The 18,739-nt window shown below is 32.0% G+C and carries 17 protein-coding genes; 8 read left to right on the forward strand and 9 right to left on the reverse strand.

What is annotated here, in order from left to right; genetic code table 11:
* The first annotated feature begins 21 nt into the window (after window positions 1-21).
* Both nadE and BWZ22_RS03320 read left to right on the forward strand, forming a co-directional pair.
* The gene (gene nadE, locus BWZ22_RS03315; protein WP_076697971.1) at window positions 22-810 is read left to right on the forward strand and encodes an NAD(+) synthase; all 789 of its coding nucleotides are present in this window, start codon (window positions 22-24) and stop codon (window positions 808-810) included.
* A 102-nt stretch (window positions 811-912) separates the two neighbouring features.
* A complete protein-coding gene (locus BWZ22_RS03320; RefSeq protein ID WP_076697973.1) occupies window positions 913-1,545 on the forward strand; it encodes a response regulator transcription factor in 633 nt (210 codons plus the stop codon).
* Here the strand turns inward: BWZ22_RS03320 and dnaG are convergent.
* Window positions 1,540-3,498, reverse strand: coding sequence for a DNA primase (gene dnaG / locus BWZ22_RS03325; protein ID WP_076697974.1), 1,959 nt, complete (start codon window positions 3,496-3,498; stop codon window positions 1,540-1,542). The two genes, BWZ22_RS03320 and dnaG, sit on opposite strands and share 6 nt — an antisense overlap.
* 140 nt (window positions 3,499-3,638) lie before the next feature.
* On the opposite strand from dnaG, the gene BWZ22_RS03330 reads away from it, so the two are divergent.
* The 3 genes from BWZ22_RS03330 (at window position 3,639) to folD (ending at window position 8,225) form a co-directional block, all read left to right on the forward strand.
* A complete protein-coding gene (locus tag BWZ22_RS03330) occupies window positions 3,639-5,684 on the forward strand; it encodes a hypothetical protein (protein ID WP_076697976.1) in 2,046 nt (681 codons plus the stop codon).
* 245 nt (window positions 5,685-5,929) lie between these two features.
* Window positions 5,930-7,261 (forward strand): signal recognition particle protein, encoded by a 1,332-nt coding sequence (gene ffh / locus BWZ22_RS03335; protein ID WP_076697977.1) that lies wholly within the window; start codon window positions 5,930-5,932, stop codon window positions 7,259-7,261.
* A gap of 88 nt (window positions 7,262-7,349) precedes the next feature.
* On the forward strand, window positions 7,350-8,225 hold the full coding sequence (gene folD / locus BWZ22_RS03340) for a bifunctional methylenetetrahydrofolate dehydrogenase/methenyltetrahydrofolate cyclohydrolase FolD (protein ID WP_076697979.1): 876 nt from the start codon (window positions 7,350-7,352) through the stop codon (window positions 8,223-8,225).
* Between the two features lie 9 nt (window positions 8,226-8,234).
* On the opposite strand, the gene BWZ22_RS03345 is transcribed toward folD, so the two are convergent.
* The 7 genes from BWZ22_RS03345 to BWZ22_RS03375 all read right to left on the reverse strand — a co-directional run bounded on the left by BWZ22_RS03345 (window position 8,235) and on the right by BWZ22_RS03375 (window position 14,281).
* Complete coding sequence (locus BWZ22_RS03345) at window positions 8,235-8,993, reverse strand: pseudouridine synthase (RefSeq protein ID WP_076697980.1); 759 nt, start codon at window positions 8,991-8,993, stop codon at window positions 8,235-8,237.
* Window positions 8,994-9,011: 18 nt separating this feature from the next.
* The gene (locus tag BWZ22_RS03350) at window positions 9,012-9,839 is read right to left on the reverse strand and encodes an alpha/beta hydrolase (RefSeq protein WP_076697982.1); all 828 of its coding nucleotides are present in this window, start codon (window positions 9,837-9,839) and stop codon (window positions 9,012-9,014) included.
* On the reverse strand, window positions 9,839-10,204 hold the full coding sequence (locus BWZ22_RS03355; protein ID WP_076697984.1) for a cupin domain-containing protein: 366 nt from the start codon (window positions 10,202-10,204) through the stop codon (window positions 9,839-9,841). The genes BWZ22_RS03350 and BWZ22_RS03355 overlap by 1 nt, the downstream gene beginning before the upstream one ends.
* Window position 10,205: 1 nt before the next feature.
* Complete coding sequence (locus tag BWZ22_RS03360; RefSeq protein ID WP_076697985.1) at window positions 10,206-11,180, reverse strand: YitT family protein; 975 nt, start codon at window positions 11,178-11,180, stop codon at window positions 10,206-10,208.
* A gap of 13 nt (window positions 11,181-11,193) precedes the next feature.
* Entirely contained in the window at window positions 11,194-11,751 is a 558-nt protein-coding gene (locus BWZ22_RS03365) for a hypothetical protein (protein WP_076697986.1), read from the reverse strand.
* 37 nt (window positions 11,752-11,788) lie between these two features.
* A complete protein-coding gene (locus BWZ22_RS03370) occupies window positions 11,789-13,336 on the reverse strand; it encodes a helicase HerA-like domain-containing protein (protein WP_076697987.1) in 1,548 nt (515 codons plus the stop codon).
* Window positions 13,337-13,504: 168 nt separating this feature from the next.
* Entirely contained in the window at window positions 13,505-14,281 is a 777-nt protein-coding gene (locus tag BWZ22_RS03375) for a hypothetical protein (RefSeq protein ID WP_076697989.1), read from the reverse strand.
* Between the two features lie 127 nt (window positions 14,282-14,408).
* On the opposite strand from BWZ22_RS03375, the gene BWZ22_RS03380 reads away from it, so the two are divergent.
* Window positions 14,409-15,038: a 7-carboxy-7-deazaguanine synthase QueE gene (locus BWZ22_RS03380; RefSeq protein WP_076697990.1), complete on the forward strand. Its 630-nt coding sequence runs from the start codon at window positions 14,409-14,411 to the stop codon at window positions 15,036-15,038.
* Window positions 15,039-15,273: 235 nt separating this feature from the next.
* Here BWZ22_RS03380 and BWZ22_RS03385 read toward each other — a convergent pair whose 3' ends face one another.
* On the reverse strand, window positions 15,274-17,034 hold the full coding sequence (locus BWZ22_RS03385) for a hypothetical protein (protein WP_157607898.1): 1,761 nt from the start codon (window positions 17,032-17,034) through the stop codon (window positions 15,274-15,276).
* A 135-nt stretch (window positions 17,035-17,169) separates the two neighbouring features.
* Here BWZ22_RS03385 and BWZ22_RS03390 point away from each other — a divergent pair, with 135 nt between their 5' ends.
* Window positions 17,170-17,688: an RNA polymerase sigma factor gene (locus tag BWZ22_RS03390; RefSeq protein ID WP_076697992.1), complete on the forward strand. Its 519-nt coding sequence runs from the start codon at window positions 17,170-17,172 to the stop codon at window positions 17,686-17,688.
* Between the two features lie 131 nt (window positions 17,689-17,819).
* Window positions 17,820-18,716: a FecR family protein gene (locus BWZ22_RS03395; protein ID WP_076697994.1), complete on the forward strand. Its 897-nt coding sequence runs from the start codon at window positions 17,820-17,822 to the stop codon at window positions 18,714-18,716.
* Window positions 18,717-18,739: the final 23 nt, after the last annotated feature.

Genomic DNA, 18,739 nt, shown 5'->3' on the forward strand with positions numbered 1-18,739 from the left:
TTAGAATTAAATTCACTTAATATGCAAACAGAAAAAGTTGTTAATCATATTGTTAATTGGTTAAAAGATTATGCTACAAATGCTGGTGTAAACGGATTTGTTGTTGGCGTTTCTGGCGGCATAGATTCTGCCGTCACTTCAACTTTATGTGCCAAAACAGGCATGAATGTTTTAGTTGTTGAAATGCCTATACACCAAGCCAAAAGCCATGTAAGCAGAGCCCAAGAACATATTAAGCAGTTAAAAACAAGGTTTGATAACGTTAGCGATACACGTACCGATTTAACCCCTGTTTTTGATGAATTTAAAACAGAAGTATTTCTTGATGGTGACCAAGCTACAGTAGATATGGCATTAGCCAACACCCGTGCTAGATTAAGAATGACTACGTTATACTACTATGCCGGACTTTACAAACTTTTAGTAGCAGGGACAGGCAATAAAGTTGAAGATTTTGGCGTTGGGTTTTACACCAAATACGGAGATGGTGGGGTAGATTTAAGCCCCATTGCAGACCTTTTAAAATCTGAAGTTTACCAATTAGGTGAAGCTTTAGAAGTACCAGAGTCTATTATGAATGCTGCCCCTAGCGATGGTTTATTTGGTGATGCCAGAAGTGATGAAGACCAAATAGGCGCCTCTTACCCAGAGCTTGAATGGGCTATGAAAATGGATAATGAAGGCAAAACAGAATCTGATTTTGAAGGCAGAAAACAAGCTGTTTTTAAAATATATAAAAGGTTTAATACAGCCAATAAACACAAAATGATTCCTATACCTGTTTGTAATATTCCTAATAATTACAAATAAATGTTGTAAAGTATTCAGGAAATCACTACTTTTGGGGTTGCATATTCTCTCAACTAACAAAACTATCTCTCTAAAAATTAATTATGCAAAACAACCAAAATTATGATAAAGTTATTAATAGCAGACAATCACCCTATTACAAGAAAAGGACTTGAAGTACTTTTCTCTGCCTCTTCTGACATTAAAATTGTTGGAAGCGTAGACGATGGCGAAGCCATCCTTGAATTTATTAAGAAAAATCCAGTTGACATTATTTTAACTGAGACCGATCTTCCTAAACTTAATGGTTTAACCCTGTTACGTCATTTAAAAAATGACTACCCAGATATTAAAACTATTATTTTTAGTAGTCAGCCAGAAGAAGTATATGCCATAAATGCCATTAAAGCTGGTGCTTCTGGTTATATTTCTAAAACGGTAAATGTTATTACAATAAATGAAGCCATTTTAAAAGTTTATGAAGGTGGTATTTATTTAAGTAATGAGCTAACGCAACAATTGGCATTTGGAAATCGTGTTGGAAAAAGCACTGGATCTTTCTATAAAAAACTGTCTACCAGAGAAGCCGAAGTGCTTAAACTTTTAACTATTGGTAGAAAAAACAAAGAAATTTCTAAAGAACTTGATATTAACGAAAAAACCGTTAGTACTTACAAAGCGCGTTTAATGCGTAAGCTTAAAGTTACTAATTTGGTAGATTTGGTTAATCAAGCTAAACTTACCCAGCAGTTATAACACTCTGTTAAGTTTTCTAGATAATAACATTTTTAAGCCTGAGTAGTCTTTTACTTCTTCAAGAATATTTTTATTTACCTCGCTGGTATTTTGTAATGTTTTTTGTTGAAATTCTTTAACCTTTTGGTCTATTAAAAAGCAACGCAGGCTTAAAATTGTTTCGCTAACTAGTTGTGCTACTGTGTTTGTTTTTTCTTTTGGATAGATTTCCATTCTATTCCAATTATCTAAACTGTAGCGTTCATCATCCATTAAAATGGAGGTGATTTCGTTTGCTGTTTCTTGGTCTACAGAATTTATAAACATCTTTAAATTGAATTCAGTATTCTGATTTAAAGTATCTATAATAGTGTAATATAAAGTTTTAAACCTTTCGTTTGAAAACTCCATTTCATCTTCTTGAAGGTCTAAAAACACTTTTTCAAAAACTTTTGCTTCTTGAATAACGGGTTCTAGAATTAAATCGCCTTTATCATTTTCTTTTAAAACTAAATCTTCAAAATTTTCTGTTCTACTTCCATATAACAACAAAATCTCTATAATTTTTCGTTCTAACAAATACTGAACATCTACCTTTTTTACAGGTTGTTCATGTTTAATAACTTCAAATGATTTTTGTTGCTTTTTATATTCTCTATTTTCTTCTTGAAATTCTTTTTTATTAATTTGAGCTAACGTACTGAATAAAACTTCCTCACTAATATCCATAATTCTAGCACATTCCTGAATGTAGATTTCTTTTTTTATTCTATCAGGAATTTTTGAGATACTGTTTACAATATCACGTACGGTTTCAGCTTTTTTTATGGGATCTTCTTTAGCATCTTCATGCAAAATTGACGCTTTAAATTGAATAAAATCTTTAGCATTATTTTTTAAATAGAGAGCTAATTCTTCAAGCGTATTTTGTTTAGCAAAACTATCGGGGTCTTCGCCTTCAGGAAAGGTACATACTTTTACATTCATACCTTGCTCAAGAATTAAATCAATTCCTCTAAGAGAAGCTCGCATACCTGCCGCATCTCCATCAAAAAGCACGGTAATGTTTTTTGTAAGTCTGTTAATAAGCCTTATCTGTTCTGATGTTAGAGCCGTTCCTGATGAGGATACAACATTTTTAATACCAGTTTGATGAAACTGAATAACATCTGTATATCCTTCCACTAAATAACAATTATCTTCTTTAGCTATACTTTGTTTGGCGTTATAAATACCATATAAAACCTTGCTTTTATGGTATATATCACTCTCTGGAGAATTAAGATATTTAGCAGCTTTTTTATCATTTACTAAAATTCTACCTCCAAAACCCAACACGCGTCCGCTCATACTTTTAATAGGAAACATAACGCGTCCTTTAAACCTATCAAAATGCTTATCGGGTTTAACTATTGTTAGACCTGTTTTTTCTAAAAACTCTAATTGATAACCTTTTTTTAAAGCTTCATCTGTAAAGGCTTGCCATTCATCAAGTGAATAGCCCAAATCAAACTTTTTAATGGTTTCGTCTGTAAACCCACGTTCTTTAAAGTAACTAAGTCCTATAGATTTTCCTTGGTCTGTTTTATGAAGTATTTTCTGAAAGTACTCATTAGCAAACTCACTTACCAAATATAAGCTCTCACGTTCATTGGCGGCTTCTTTTTGCTCATTGGTTTGCTCTGTTTCTTCTATTTCAATATTGTACTTTTTTGCTAAATATTTTATGGCCTCTGGGTATGTAAAATGCTCGTGCTCCATTAAAAAAGCAACTACATTACCACCTTTCCCCGTACTAAAATCTTTCCAAATTTGTTTCACGGGAGATACCATAAAACTTGGCGTACGTTCATCACTAAAAGGACTTAACCCTTTAAAATTGCTACCTGCTTTTTTAAGGTTTACAAAATCGCCTATAACCTCCTCTACTCTGGCGGTTTCAAAAACTTGGTCTATGGATGATTGTGATATCAATTTTATAATTTAAAGCGAATGTAAATTTAATATTAATGAATTGATTACAGAAATATATATTGGCTTCAAAATTTGACTATGTAGATAATTTCATATAAATTCGTTTTAACCTCCTAAAAACATCTTAAAATCAATAGTTTATGAAACTTAAAACTTCCTCTCTCCTAAAATTATTTTTTGTTTTAGCTTCTATATTTTTTGTTAAGCATAATGCCTTTTCACAAAAAAGAGAAGTTCTTGAAAAGTGGGTACATGCCGTAGAAAAAGAATTCCCTGAAATTGAATGGCAATCTACCCAATCAAAATTAAGATCTGGTAGCTATAAATACAACTTAATTAGGCATCACTTACTTTCTGACACCTATTTTGTTCCTGCTTTTGGAATATCAATAGATAAAATGAGTGCTTCAAAAAGAAACAAAGTGGCATCAAAAGTTAACTCTTATAAACGAAAATCTAAGTACCCATGGGCTAATAGACTAGATTGGTATTTATGGGGAGCTCTCAATCAACCTAGGGCTTATACTAAAGTTTTAAAAGAAGTGGCTTTAATACATGAAAATAGAAAAAACCTAAAAGAAACTACCAATAAAATTATTTCTAATAATGTAAGTTTTAATGAACTCTTACAAATAAAAAGTAGTGTAAAGTATAAATATTCTAAACTTTTGCCTTCTGAAATAAATAATCTAAACAACTTAATTAAAGAACATGAGCGGTTAATTGCCGACAATACATTGGAAGAGAAAATGGCAGAATTAAATAATTTGAGTCCAAGTTTTCAGTCAGTTAATAAACTAGAATCGTTTAGAAATTACAACAGGCAATTATTTAGCAGTGCCTCTCCTAAACATACTTCGCAAATAAACAGCGATATTAAACAACGATGTGAAAACATGGTAGCTATGTTAGCTACAAAAAAACAAGCTAATTTAGTGTCTCAAAATTTTGCAGGAAAAACTATTTCCAGTATAAATGACACCTGGAACAATTTGAATGCTTCTTATAAAAAATATCTTTATTTACCAGAGGTTAAAACACTTTTAAACACATATAGGCAGAAAAAAACCACCTATACCGCTAACCTAAAAGATGCCATTATTAACAAAGCCAAAACCCTATATACTACAAGTGAACTTTCATCTTTATTAAACAAATACACTAGTAACACAAATGCTAATACAGCTATTAAAACCTTAACTAATTATATTGAAATACGAAAAACAGCAATAGAGCAAATACTTAAAAAACATGAAGAAGAAAGAAGAAAAAAAGAAGCCGAAAAAGCTGCTGTAATTAGAACTAATAAGCAACTAGTAGCTAAGTTAAGACGTGAATTGCGTATTCAATATGAATCTAACCTACCAACCTTTGAAGAGTTACATTACATCTTACAATCTTACCTTGGCTTAATAAACCCTGACGGAAAATACAATATTAATGACGCTAAACGTTTTGTTAATCTTGTAGAAGATAAGAGGTACATGCGTTTAAGAACCAATGCCATTTCTGGAGATAATGAAACTTTTCAAAACAGTAAGGGCATGAAAATAAAGTGTTCTGCACTCACTTCTGTTGATGGTGAAGATTTTGCCTATACTGAACTGATTATACCTAATGTTACCAGAGAACTTTTTGAACTATACTCAAAAGAATTAACCTCTGAGTATAGGAACATACTTAAAAATAGCATGACTCCTGATATAAAACCCGATAAAAAAGATTTATACATTAAAAGCGGAAGAACCTTGTATGGATTAGAGATTGATGATTATGGTGCTTTAGTTGCTAGAGCTCAAAGAAACAACTTTGCAAATTGGCCAATAATGACAGAAAGAGCAGATTACAAAACTTTAAAAGTTTCTTCTTTTAGTAATGTAACTGATGTATTAGTTAAAACTGGGCAACAAATTACTTTTAAAGCTTGGGGTAAAATACAAATAGGCGCTTTTGCAGGATACGCTTCCCCATCAGGAATTAATGGTTTTAGTGCCTATAATAAAGTTAGAAACTTTAAACATGGTTCTCTAATGGGTAAAATAGGTAGTAAAGGCTCTTGGTTTTACATAGGGTCTAACAAAACCATTACTGCGAATGCTAGTGGAAAATTATATTTAAGTATTAACGATAAAGATGTTAACAATAATAATGAAGGGTTTTATCATGTTCAATATGAAATAAGGTAACCTATCTTTTAATAAAGTTATACTACAAAAGTCTGTCAAATTTTAATAGTGTTTTTAACAGCTTTATTTGTACCTTTTTTTGGGCGTTACTCTCACTGCGTTCAAGTCGGGCTTTCCGCGTTACACGGTAACTTGCTACAATCCCTAACGCAAACACAAACCCATATCATCATTTTTACAAGCACAAGCTTTATAAATACAGGTCAAATCATTAACTTTGCGCTTCTTAAAATTTAAAGAAAATTATGTTTAATAATTTAAGTGATAAATTAGATAAAGCCTTACATGTATTAAAGGGACACGGAAGTATCACCGAAGTAAATGTAGCCGAAACTTTAAAAGAAGTAAGACGCGCCTTACTAGATGCCGATGTTAACTTTAAAATAGCCAAAGATTTTACCAATAGAGTAAAAGAAAAAGCACTTGGTCAAGATGTATTAACAACATTACAGCCAGGGCAATTAATGGTAAAAATTGTAAAGGATGAGCTAACCCAACTTATGGGTGGTGATGCAGCAGGTATTAATTTATCAGGTACTCCATGCGTAATTTTAATGTCTGGTTTACAAGGGTCTGGTAAAACTACTTTTTCTGGTAAACTTGCCAATTATCTTAAAAACAAAAAAACTAAAAAACCTTTATTAGTAGCTTGTGATGTGTATCGTCCTGCCGCAATAGACCAATTACATGTAGTAGGAGACCAAATAGGCGTTGAGGTTTTTAGTGATAGAGGAAATAATGATCCTGTAGCTATTTCGCAAGCAGCTATTGCACATGCTAAAGCAAACGGTCATAACGTGGTAATTATAGATACCGCAGGTCGTTTAGCTGTAGATGAAGCTATGATGACCGAAATATCTAACATTCATAAAGCCATACAACCACAAGAAACATTATTTGTGGTAGATTCAATGACAGGGCAAGATGCTGTTAATACAGCCAAAGCCTTTAACGATGTCTTGAATTTTGATGGTGTAATTCTTACCAAATTAGATGGTGATACTCGTGGTGGTGCAGCCATTTCAATTAAATCGGTTGTAAATAAACCAATTAAATTTATTGGTACAGGTGAAAAAATGGATGCTATTGATGTATTCCATCCATCACGTATGGCCGATAGAATTTTAGGAATGGGAGACGTTGTCTCACTTGTAGAAAGAGCCCAAGAACAATTTGATGAAGAAGAAGCTAGAAAACTTCAAAAGAAAATTGCTAAAAACAAGTTTGGTTTTGATGATTTCTTAAAGCAAATTCAGCAAATTAAGAAAATGGGTAACATGAAAGACCTTATAGGCATGATACCTGGCGCTGGAAAAATGATGAAAGATATTGATATAGATGATGATGCCTTTAAAGGAATTGAAGCTATCATTCATTCTATGACACCAAAAGAAAGAGCAAATCCATCAATAATAAACGCTAGTAGAAAAAAGAGAATTGGTAAAGGGTCTGGTACTTCTGTACAAGAAGTTAATCAGCTTTTAAAGCAATTTAACCAAATGAGCAAAATGATGAAAATGATGCAAGGTGGTGGCGGTAAAAAGATGATGCAGATGATGAAGAATATGCAACGATAAAAGTTTACAGTAAGACTAGTCATCAATTGGCAGTCAAATCAATCATCATAAATAATTACTGCATACTGCAGGCCGAAAACTAATAAATATGACAATCTTAGACGGTAAAAAAGTTAGTAACGATATTAAAGATGAAATTGCAGAACACGTAGCTGCAATGGTTTCTAAAGGAGAAAAAGTGCCTCACCTTGCAGCTGTTTTAGTAGGGAATGACGGAGCAAGCATGACTTATGTAAATGCTAAAGTAAAAGCTTGTGAAAAAATAGGTTTTAAATCAACACTAATTGAATTACCAGAGTACACTTCTGAAGAAGAATTGTTAGAGAAAATACATGAATTAAATACCAATGATGATATTGATGGTTTTATAGTACAGCTACCATTGCCAGAACAAATAGATGAGCAAAAGGTTTTAATGGCTATAGACCCTGATAAAGATGTTGATGGTTTTCACCCAACAAATGTTGGAAGAATGACTTTAGATTTGCCAACCTTTTTACCAGCAACGCCTTATGGTATTATGGAACTTTTAGAGCGATACCAAGTTGAAACTTCAGGAAAAAATGTTGTTGTTATGGGTAGAAGTCACATAGTTGGTCGCCCAATGAGTATTTTAATGAGCCAAAAACGTAAAGCAGGTGATGCTACTGTAACTGTTGTACATAGTCGTTCTAAAAACTTAAAAGACATTACCAAAGAAGCCGATATTATTGTAGCAGCTATAGGAATCTCTGAATTCTTAACAGGAGATATGGTAAAAGAAGATGTTGTAGTTATTGATGTAGGTATTACACGTGTTCCAGACCAAACAAAAAAGAATGGTTACCGTTTAGCAGGCGATGTACATTTTGAAAGCGTAAGTAAAAAAGCTAGTTATATTACCCCAGTTCCTGGTGGCGTTGGCCCTATGACTATTGCTATGCTTTTAAAAAACACGCTATTGGCCAGAGAACGAAGATCTTAGTTTTTAAACTTAGCGTTTTCTTTTTACTGTTTTAGGATTAAATTCTTTTGTAGAATTACTTATAAGTTTACTTAATTCAGCAAACTCGTCTTTAGTAAGTTCTCTATATTTTCCAACAGGTACATCAAGTTTAATATTCATAATTCTCACCCTTTTTAGTGTTTTAACTTCATAATTTAGGTGCGAACACATTCTTCGTATCTGTCTGTTTAAACCTTGAGTAAGTATAATTTTAAATGTTTTAGAGTTTAACTTTTTTACTACGCATGGTTTTGTGGTTTGTTTTAATTCTTCTAAATAAATGCCTTTAGACATGCGTTCTACAAAAGTTTGCGAAATTAGCTTGTCAACTGTAACTATGTATTCTTTTTCGTGGTTGTTGCTAGCTCTAAGAATTTTGTTTACAATATCGCCATCATCGGTTAAAAGTATTAAACCTTCGCTAGGTTTATCTAATCTCCCAATAGGGAAAATGCGTTTATGGTAGTTTATAAAATCTATAATATTATCTTTTTCAACACGAGTGTCTGTGGTGCACACTATACCAACAGGTTTGTTAAAAGCTAAGTAAACAAATTCTTGTTTTGTGTTTTCAATAAGATTACCATCAACATACACCTTATCTTCAGCCGATAGTTTTGTGCCTTTTTCTGGTATTTCTCCGTTTACGGTTACTCTACCAGCTTCTATAAGTTTATCGGCTTCTCTTCTAGAGCAATAACCAACTTCGCTTAAATATTTATTAATACGTTTTAATGGTTTGTTCATAATGCAAAAATAAGCGCTTTATTTATCTAAGAACTCTAATATGTTTTTAGTTACAGAAGTATCTTTTAATGAATGCCCAAATCCTTTGGTTGAAATTAACGTACTATTTTTGAAATTTTTGTTAATACGTTTAGCGTCTGAAAAGGGAATAATCATGTCTTTTACATCATGAATAATTAGTGCTTCGGCATCAATATCTCTAGAGAATTTAGAGGTTGAAAAATCACTTGGTTCTGCGCCAAATTTCTTAAGAATGACTTTGTTTAGATTTTTTTCAACCTTTTTATTATAGCCTAAAAGTTTAATGTAATTTTTTAATATGTTTTCAAACTCTGAAGGAGCTCCTAATAAAACTAATTTTTTTAAAGATTTTAATTGATATTTCTGTTGAAAAAATACTGAAGCCATACCGCCTACAGAATGGCCAATTATAACTTCTGGATTGTATTTTTTAGCAACAACATTGATAAATTCAGAATATAAAAGAGCATTAAATAATTCGCTTCCAGAGGCTCCATGTGCGGGTGCATCAAGAGCAATAACATTGAAATCTTCGGCAATAAAATCTTTAACTTTATTTTTCCATCGGGCCGAATTGCTTTCCCAACCATGAACTAGTAAGATTGTAGCTTTGTTTCCTTGCCAATGGTAGGTAGCAATATTTAAACCTTCGTATTTTAAAAATTCTTGTTTTGCAGATTTTAAAAATTCTTTATGCCAAGGTTTTAATTCGCCTTTTCTAGGTTTAGAAAAGATATGTAAGGCTTTATTAGCAGCATAATACCCTGAGAAATAACTTAGTAAATTAATGTAAGAACCAATAAGTTTTATTATAATTTTTTTCATTATTTGTTTTCTCTATTTACTTTATCTACAGAAAAAGCAGGTGTGCAAATAGCAATATATTCACAAGGTTCTGTAAATGGATTAGAATATTGTACACGAGTATTTTTTTCAATTTTTATAGATTGACCTGCTTTTAAAACTATAGTTTCATTCTCTATAATAAACTGCTTTTTCCCTTTAATTATAAAAGTGTATTCATCAAACTCTGGTGTTTGAAAAGGCTCACTCCATCCAGGTCGAGCTGTCATATGTGCTATGCTAATTTGAGTGTTTCCGTCACTAGCAACTCCAAAATGCTCTTTTATTATTTTCCCATCATCAGTAGGAACTACAAAGGGGTTGTTTTGAATTAGGTATTTTTTCATATTATTCCTTAAAAGGTTTCCGTTTTATCATGCCGCCTTTAATATCTTTTACAAGTCCCATAATTAAAAAGGCTTTACGGTCTATTTTTTCAATTTCAGTTTTTATTCTAGGTATTTCTAAACGTGTAACTACAGAATATATAATATTTTTTTCGGTATTAGGTTCACCTTCGTTAAATCCACCTTTTCCGACATAAATAGTGCAAGCGCGTCCTAATTTTTGAGTTAACATTAACCTGATGTCTTCATGTTTGTTGGATATTATGGTTAGGCCAACATATTCTTCTACACCATCAACTACAAAATCTACAGTTTTTGCCGCCGATAAATAAGTTAGAATAGCATAAAGAGCTGTTTCAATAGATAGGATATAAGCGCCAAAAGAAAAGATGATAATGTTAATTAACAACAAAACATCGCCAACAGTAACCGATAGTTTACGGCTTAGGAAAATTGCAAGAACTTCAGTACCATCAATAACACTTCTACCACGCATAGACATGCCAATACCTAAACCTAAAAAGAAGCCACCAAAAACGGCAATAAGTAGTTTGTCTTCGGTAATAGTTGGGTAATCTACAAAATGGACTACAAATGCTAAAAAAGATATGGCAACTATACTGCGTAATGCAAATTTTATACTAATGGTTTTTGATGCTAAAACAATAAAAGGAATATTAACTAAAACTAGTAAAACACCTAGTTTTAAAGAGGTTATATTTTCTAATAATAACGAAATACCAGTTGCTCCACCATCTATAAATTTGTTTGGTAACAAAAAACCTTTTAAGCCAAAACCTGCCGAAAAAACTCCAATAATTATATAAGCATATTCACTTATAGAATGAGAAAGTTCTACTTGTAAACGTCTAACTAAAGGTACAATTTCTTTCTTGCTAACAGACTTATTACTGCTTTTGTTTTCTAGCCTCTTTCGAGCTAGATCTACTAGTATTTTAGACAAGAAAGGATTCATTATAAATGATTTTTTAGTTATTCCAGATTAAGAAAAAATACTTAATTTTTGCATTATCGGGAATGTGGGTTTCTTCAAATTTTAAATCTAAATCAAAGCGTAAATTAGCGGGTAATTCTTTCTTGTCAATTACAAAACTAGCGTTTATTTCATTTACATAAATTGCAACTGAGTTGATTAGATTATCAATTTTAGAAATTTTATAAGCCGTAATAATATCTTTAAAAGTACTTAATGTAGAAATACCTTTGGTTGTTTTATATTCTGGGTCTAGAATTTGAATACTTTCTATTACCGATGTAGAATCTAATGAGTTTTGGGGCGTTAAAATAAGGCGTTTTTCACCGCTTTTTTTAAAGATTTCTATATTGTTTACACTGCCTGCAAATTCATCGCCGCTGGTGTATTTTGAAATAGAATCATTAATAAAAATAGTTTTTAAGTCTTTTATTTGGGTTGAATCTGTTAATAAACCAATGTGGTGTTTTGATATTTCAAAAGGGTTTTGTTCTTTTTTGCAACTTGTGAAAATTACAGATAGAAATATGAGGCTTAAAATGAGTTTGTGCATTATTTTTTTTGATTTAAAATGATATACCAATAATCTACTATTTTTTCATAACTTTTGTTAATATGCCAAATACACTTCTAATAAATGTAGCACTTGTAAGCACTTTAACCACAGGGTTCATTCTGGTACTTTTTTGGCGGGTACTTGTGCGTCTGGTTTTTCGTTTAGTTTCGGCTTTTTTTAAAGCCTCTTTTTCTTTTCTTGCTTGTTCTTTGGCTTCTTCGGCTTCTGCTTTTTTAATTTTTTCATTAAGCATTTCATAAGCACTTTCTCTATCAACTTCTTTATTGTACTTTTTGGTGAGTTTAGATTGAGATAGTAATGTGCTTAGTTCTGTGTCAGTTAAAACATCCATTCTACTCATGGGAGCTCGCATCATGGTTGCTGCCAATGGAGTAGGACGTCCTTTTTCATCTAATGCCGAAACTAATGCTTCACCTATACCCAATGATGTTAGTACTTCGGTGGTATCATAATAATCAGAATCTGGGTAGTTTTCGGCAGTTAGCTTAATGGCTTTACGATCTTTAGCTGTAAATGCTCTTAAAGCATGCTGAACTTTTAATCCTAACTGACTTAAGACTTCTTCAGGAACATCGGTTGGGTTTTGGGTAACAAAATATAAGCCAACACCTTTACTTCTTATTAGTTTTACAATGCTTTCAATTTGATTTAATAAGGCTTTTGAAGCTTCATCAAAAATTAGGTGAGCTTCATCAATAAACATGATAAGTTCTGGTCTGTCACTATCACCCTGCTCTGGGAAAGTAGAGTAAATTTCGGCCAATAAACTTAACATGAAGGTTGAAAAAAGTTTAGGCCTATCTTGAATATCGGTTAGCCTAATGATGTTTATATAGCCACGCCCGTCATCATCAACACGTAATAAATCATCAACTTCAAAAGACGTTTCGCCAAAAAACAAATCGGCACCTTGTTGTTCAAGTTCTATAATTTTTCTTAAGATAGCACCGGTTGAAGCGGTTGAAATTCTACCATAAGATTCTGTAAATTCTTTTTTGCCCTCTTGGGTAGCGTATTGCAGAATTTTTTTAAAGTCTTTTAAATCTAGTAAAGGTAGTTTGTTATCATCACAATATTGAAAAATAACCGAAACAATACCGCTTTGGGTTTGTGTTAAATCTAAAATTCTAGATAATAAAACAGGTCCAAATTCGCTTATGGTAGCTCTTAATCTAACACCATCTTGTTCTGATAGAGTCATGACTTCAACAGGAAACGCTTTGGACTCAAAAGGTAAACCTATTTTTTCGTGGCGTTCATCAATTTTTGGATGTCCTGGACTAGGTTGTGCTAATCCGCTTAAATCACCTTTAATATCCATTAATAATACAGGAATTCCTTTGTCGCTTAAATTTTCGGCTAAAACTTGCAAAGATTTAGTTTTTCCTGTTCCTGTAGCTCCAGCAATTAAACCATGTCTGTTCATGGTTTTTAATGGAATTTTTACGTGTGCTCCTGTAATAGTTTCACCATCTAACATGGCAGCTCCAATAGGAATGTAATCTCCTTTGGTTTTGTAGCCTTCTGTAATGAAATTATAAAAAGTTTCCTTTGAATTCATGCTCTAGTATTTTGGATAAAAATACAGGAAATTAAAGGAAGAAAAAAATAAGGGTTCTCCTAATTATTGCTATATTTTTCTTATATAAATACAGCAATAATAGATGTTTTAAAGTTTTGTAAAACAGAACTCTAACTACTTTAAAATAACTAATAAGCTTATTTTTAACTATCTATGAGCTTCGTAAAGTACTACAATGTTTTCGGTGTGATTTGATACATTTATGGTGAAGCCATCAGCATTAAAACTAGTTACCGAAGCGGCTGTTAGGCCAAGGTTACCTCCGTTTTGATTAGAATATCTAATTCCTATAGCTCTAGAGCTAGATGCATATCTAGAAATGTTGTTTATAGAATTTCCACTACCACCAATATAAATAACTTGTTGGCTAATACTACCTCCGTAATTTGTAGCATAACCTGTACAACTACCAAAAGCGTTTTGAAATGTACCATTGTTGTTGCCAACACCGTTATCTAAATTAACATTATAACTTTCTACATTGGCATGTGCCGTAAATTTAATTGATGTAGGTTGAAAAGGTAAGCCCGTAATTGTTTGGTTTCCTGTACCGCTAATTATAAATTTACCAAAGTAAACAGTGGTTCCTAAATAGGCGCCAGAATCTGTTCCTGAGGTAATAATATTACCAGCGTCTGAACTAACTGAAGAGTTTGCGTTTATAGGAGTCCAAATAGGTGCACTAGCTGTTCCCGAATTATATTCAAACAAATCTAGAGTAGTATTGTAGATAAGTAACCCTTTGGCAGGGTTTGAAATACTATTTCTTTCAGTTGTTGTTAGTCTTGGCGTAAGCATGCCCTTGTTAGTAGATTCTACATGTAGAATTGAAGAAGCGTCTGGAGACGTTGTGCCAATTCCAACTTGGGAAAACCCATCATAAATACTAATAAATAGTATAATGGTAAGTGCTATTTTTTTCATAGTTAAGAGAGAGAAAAATTTAGACAATTTACAAAATAGTGTTTCACAAAAGTAAGAAAATAAACAATAAATAAATGAAACTAATCATATTAATCAAGTTAAAGGTAATGCGTATCTTTGCAGCCTTATGAATGAGGCAATACAAAAACAGGTTAATAAAGGTGAAATGTTACCTCTAATGGAGGAGTTTTACACCATTCAAGGGGAAGGGTTTCACAAAGGAACGGCAGCTTATTTTGTACGCATAGGAGGATGTGATGTAGGGTGTCATTGGTGTGATGTAAAGGAGAGTTGGAATGCTAATTTACATCCGCCAACAGAGACTGATAAAATAGTTGAAAATGCTAAAAAATACAGCGATACCATAGTGGTTACTGGAGGCGAACCGTTAACATGGGATATGACTTTATTAACAACTAAATTAAAAGCCGAAGGTTTGCAAACCCATATTGAAACATCGGGTGCATATAAATTAACAGGTGTATGGGATTGGATTTGTTTATCTCCTAAAAAGATGAAATTGCCTACTAATGAGATTTATGCCAAAGCAGATGAGTTAAAAATGATAGTTTATAATAAAGACGATTTACGTTTTGCCGAAGAACAAGCCGCAAAAGTAAATAAAGATTGTATTTTGTATTTACAACCAGAATGGAGTAAGCGTGATAAAGTAATACCTTTAATAGTAGATTATGTGATGCAGCATCCTAAATGGAAAGTATCTTTACAAACTCATAAATATTTAAATATTCCGTAAACAACAAAAGCCTTAAGACTTCCTTTTTACCGTCCAAATGTGTATAAAAATCTCCCTCTAGCATTTTTTTAATGCCACGCCGCACTTTTTAATAAGTTTAAAAAAATCATCGTTTAATAAATCTTCTTTCATCATAAGTGTATAACATTTAAAATTAATCAAAAAAAATATCGAGGGTTGCAACCCTCGATATTTTTAACTTTACACACTTGATGAGATATTGCCTCATAAATAATTATTCTTTTCTTTCTAGAACTAGTGTACTTTCTATTTCCCCTACAAAGGATAGGTTTACTAATTCTATTCTGTTTGTTGTAATTTCTTTGATTTTCCATCTGTAGTTGAGTTGACTAAATGGAAGCTCTATACCAAAGTGCATTGCTAAATACAACTCTGAGTTTCTATAAGCCAACCAAGAACCGTAAATTATTCCGTTATTTGGGTCTGTTACTTTAACCCGTCCGCTTTCTAAGAAATTGATTGTGTATAAATAGAAATTTTCTGTTAAATCTGCGTCTAAAACCATGTATGAAGCGACCTCCCAAGTGCCTGAAACAACAAGGTCATCTATGTAATTTAAGTCATCATCTATTCCTAGACAATGCCTCTTTAGTATCATTTTATTACTGTTGTTATTTTCTAACTTGATTAGGTCTGTTGCTAAGAATGTAATTACCCATTGTTTTTTTAGATTTGGTCTGTTTTCTAACTGGATTGACACCCCTATATTTCCTGAATTTATAACAAATACTTCATAAGTTCCTTCAACTAACTCGCCATTAACTCTAATTTTTACAACATTGTTTTCATAGAATTTTAAAGGTGTACCTATGTAGTCTGCCTCATTATCTGTTCCGTCAACGTTTAGTTTAGCTACTCTCCAAAAGCACTCTTGTAAATAGCTTTCTACGCGGTCTATAGTATAATCTATAATGATATCACAGTAACGTTTCATTATAATTTTGTTACTATCTTCTTCGTATATTTTAATTTTTCCTTCTTCTATTTCATAAACGTACCATTCTAATGTAAAGTCTTCTAAACTCTCAAATTCCATTTTTAACTTTACACCTTTACCTAATACAACTTTAGTTTCCCATGTACCTGTTATAACATCACCATTTCTAGCTTTCATTACCACAACACTATCTTCTTTAAAGTTGATAGCATATTCAAAATATGTATCGGTTAAGTTAGTTACATTTCTTTTAAATTCATGTATTAACCATGGGCATTTTTTTAAGTACTCATCTAAACGTTCTTTAGTGAAATCGTCATCATTATAATCGTTATCATCATCTTCATCACATGCGTCTTTGGCTTCTTTTATGGTATTATGTAACTCCAGATTGTTGTTTACAACTACTTCTGTACCATCTGCTAATTCCATTGTTATTGGGTAATTGATGCTTGCTAATACTTCGCTGTTTCTAACTTTTTTCATGAAACGATATAATTGTCTATCCTTTTCAATTTCAACGGTATCAATAATTAAGAAATCTGCATTAAAAATTGAGAATGAAATTGGGTATTGAAAATCTATACACTCAATGTCATCATCTTCTTCATTTTCTCCGCCACATGCTTCAACATAAGCTTCTAATTCTGCTTCATTATTAATGGCAACCTCATCGTAATCTGCATTAATAATGGTTACGGGAAAAATCATTTCCAGACTATCATCATCTTCTTCTAACTCATCAAGAGCTGCTTCTACAACGGTAAAATCTTCTTCGGAATCTATAATAATCTCTACACCATTTACAATAACGGTAACAGGCAATTTAACAGAAACACAACTAGCCTGATCTATAATATTATCTTTAGAACCGTCCATTTTAGAAGCTGCACTTACAAATGCTGTAAGTTCAGATTCTGCCACTAAAGCTTCTTCCTCTGACGCTTCTGTTATTTTTACTTCTTCTTCTTGACAGGAATTAAAAAACAAAAGGGCAAAAAAAGGTAGTAATAAAAATATTCTCCAATTAGTTTTCATAATGTTTGGTTTTAGTTTAAACATAGCTTTTTTAATGATAAAACAATCCAACTTTAAAAATTCCTACCCTATATCTTAAAAAAAGTTAAAATTCTAGCAAAAAGGATTATTTTAGTTGCACCAACTACCAAAACCATGAGCAAAAAATTACATGATGATATTTGTGCAGAACATATTTTCTCATCAATATTTAATAAACATGCTAAAGACCTACACAATTTTTTATACTATAAATTTGGCGAATTACTAAATCCAAAAGACAAAGCTCAAGAAGCATTTGTTAAACTTTGGGAAAACTGCGCTAAAATAACACCAGATAAAGCTAAAAGTTTTTTGTTTACAACTGCTAATAATTTAATGCTAAATGAAGCGGCACACCAAAAAGTGGTTTTAAAACATCAAAGAAATACAAACCCCAAATTAAGCACCAATGAAAACCCTGAGTTTTTAATGCGTGAAAAAGAATATAACGACAAATTGCAACGAGCACTTGCTAACCTAACCGAACCACAACGGGTTGCTTTTATGATGAACAGAGTTGAAGGGAAACGCTTTAAAGAAATTGCCGAAATTTTAGATATTTCTACCAAAGCGGTTGAAAAACGTATTTATGGAGCATTGAAAAAATTGAGGGAAGATATTAAGGAGTTGTAGTTGATTGTTGTTGGTTGAAAATCAACATAATTTTTAGTAGAGAAATATTAAAATTTGAATTTATTTAAAAAATTAAATAAGAAGGGTAGGAAAAAATAAAAGTAACTTGTTATATAGTTGAATAGAGGAAAATGGACAAAGAAACTTTAATATTAAAATGGTTAAACAATGATTTGAATGATCAAGAACTTCAAGCCTTTAAAAACCTTGAAGACTATGATGGTTTAATAAAGTTAAATAACAACTTACAAGCTTTTAAGGCTCCAGAATATGAGACCTCAAAAGAACTTGAAAACGTGTTAGCAACCATTAAAAGTAGTAAAAAACAAAAAACGCATTGGATAAAACCATTTATGCGTGTTGCTGCTATTTTAGCTATTTGTTTTGGCCTTTATTATTACACCACAACTATTGATACTACTATAACAACCGATATGGCTCAAAAAACCACGGTTAATTTACCAGATGCTACAAGCGTATCTTTAAACGCTAAATCGGTTTTAGTATTTAACAAAAACTCTTGGAAAAACAACCGAGAAGTAGAACTACAAGGCGAAGCTTTTTTTAAGGTTGCCAAAGGTTCTTCTTTTAATGTTATAACAGAAACAGGAACCGTTACGGTTTATGGCACTCAATTTAATGTAAAACAAAGAGACAATTATTTTGAGGTTATTTGCTACGAAGGTTTGGTAGGCGTTACTTTTAATTCTCTTGAAACTAAATTAAATCCTGGCGACAGTTTTTTAATTATAGATGGGAAAACAATTGCTAAAGAAAAAGAAAACAGCTTAACACCTTCGTGGTTAAATAACGAAAGCCATTTTAAAAGCTTACCCTACAAGCAAGTTATAGCAGAGTTTGAAAGACAATACAATGTTAAAATTACTTTACTTGGCGTAGATTCTCAAGAATTATTCACAGGTAATTTTACACATGACAATATTGAAGTTGCATTAAAATCTATTACCTTGCCTTTACATTTAACTTATAGTAAATCAAACGATACTATAATTTTAAAGCGTGAATAGCAAAGGACTTATTTATCTTTTTA

The organism is Seonamhaeicola sp. S2-3 (genome assembly GCF_001971785.1).
Lineage (GTDB): Bacteria > Bacteroidota > Bacteroidia > Flavobacteriales > Flavobacteriaceae > Seonamhaeicola.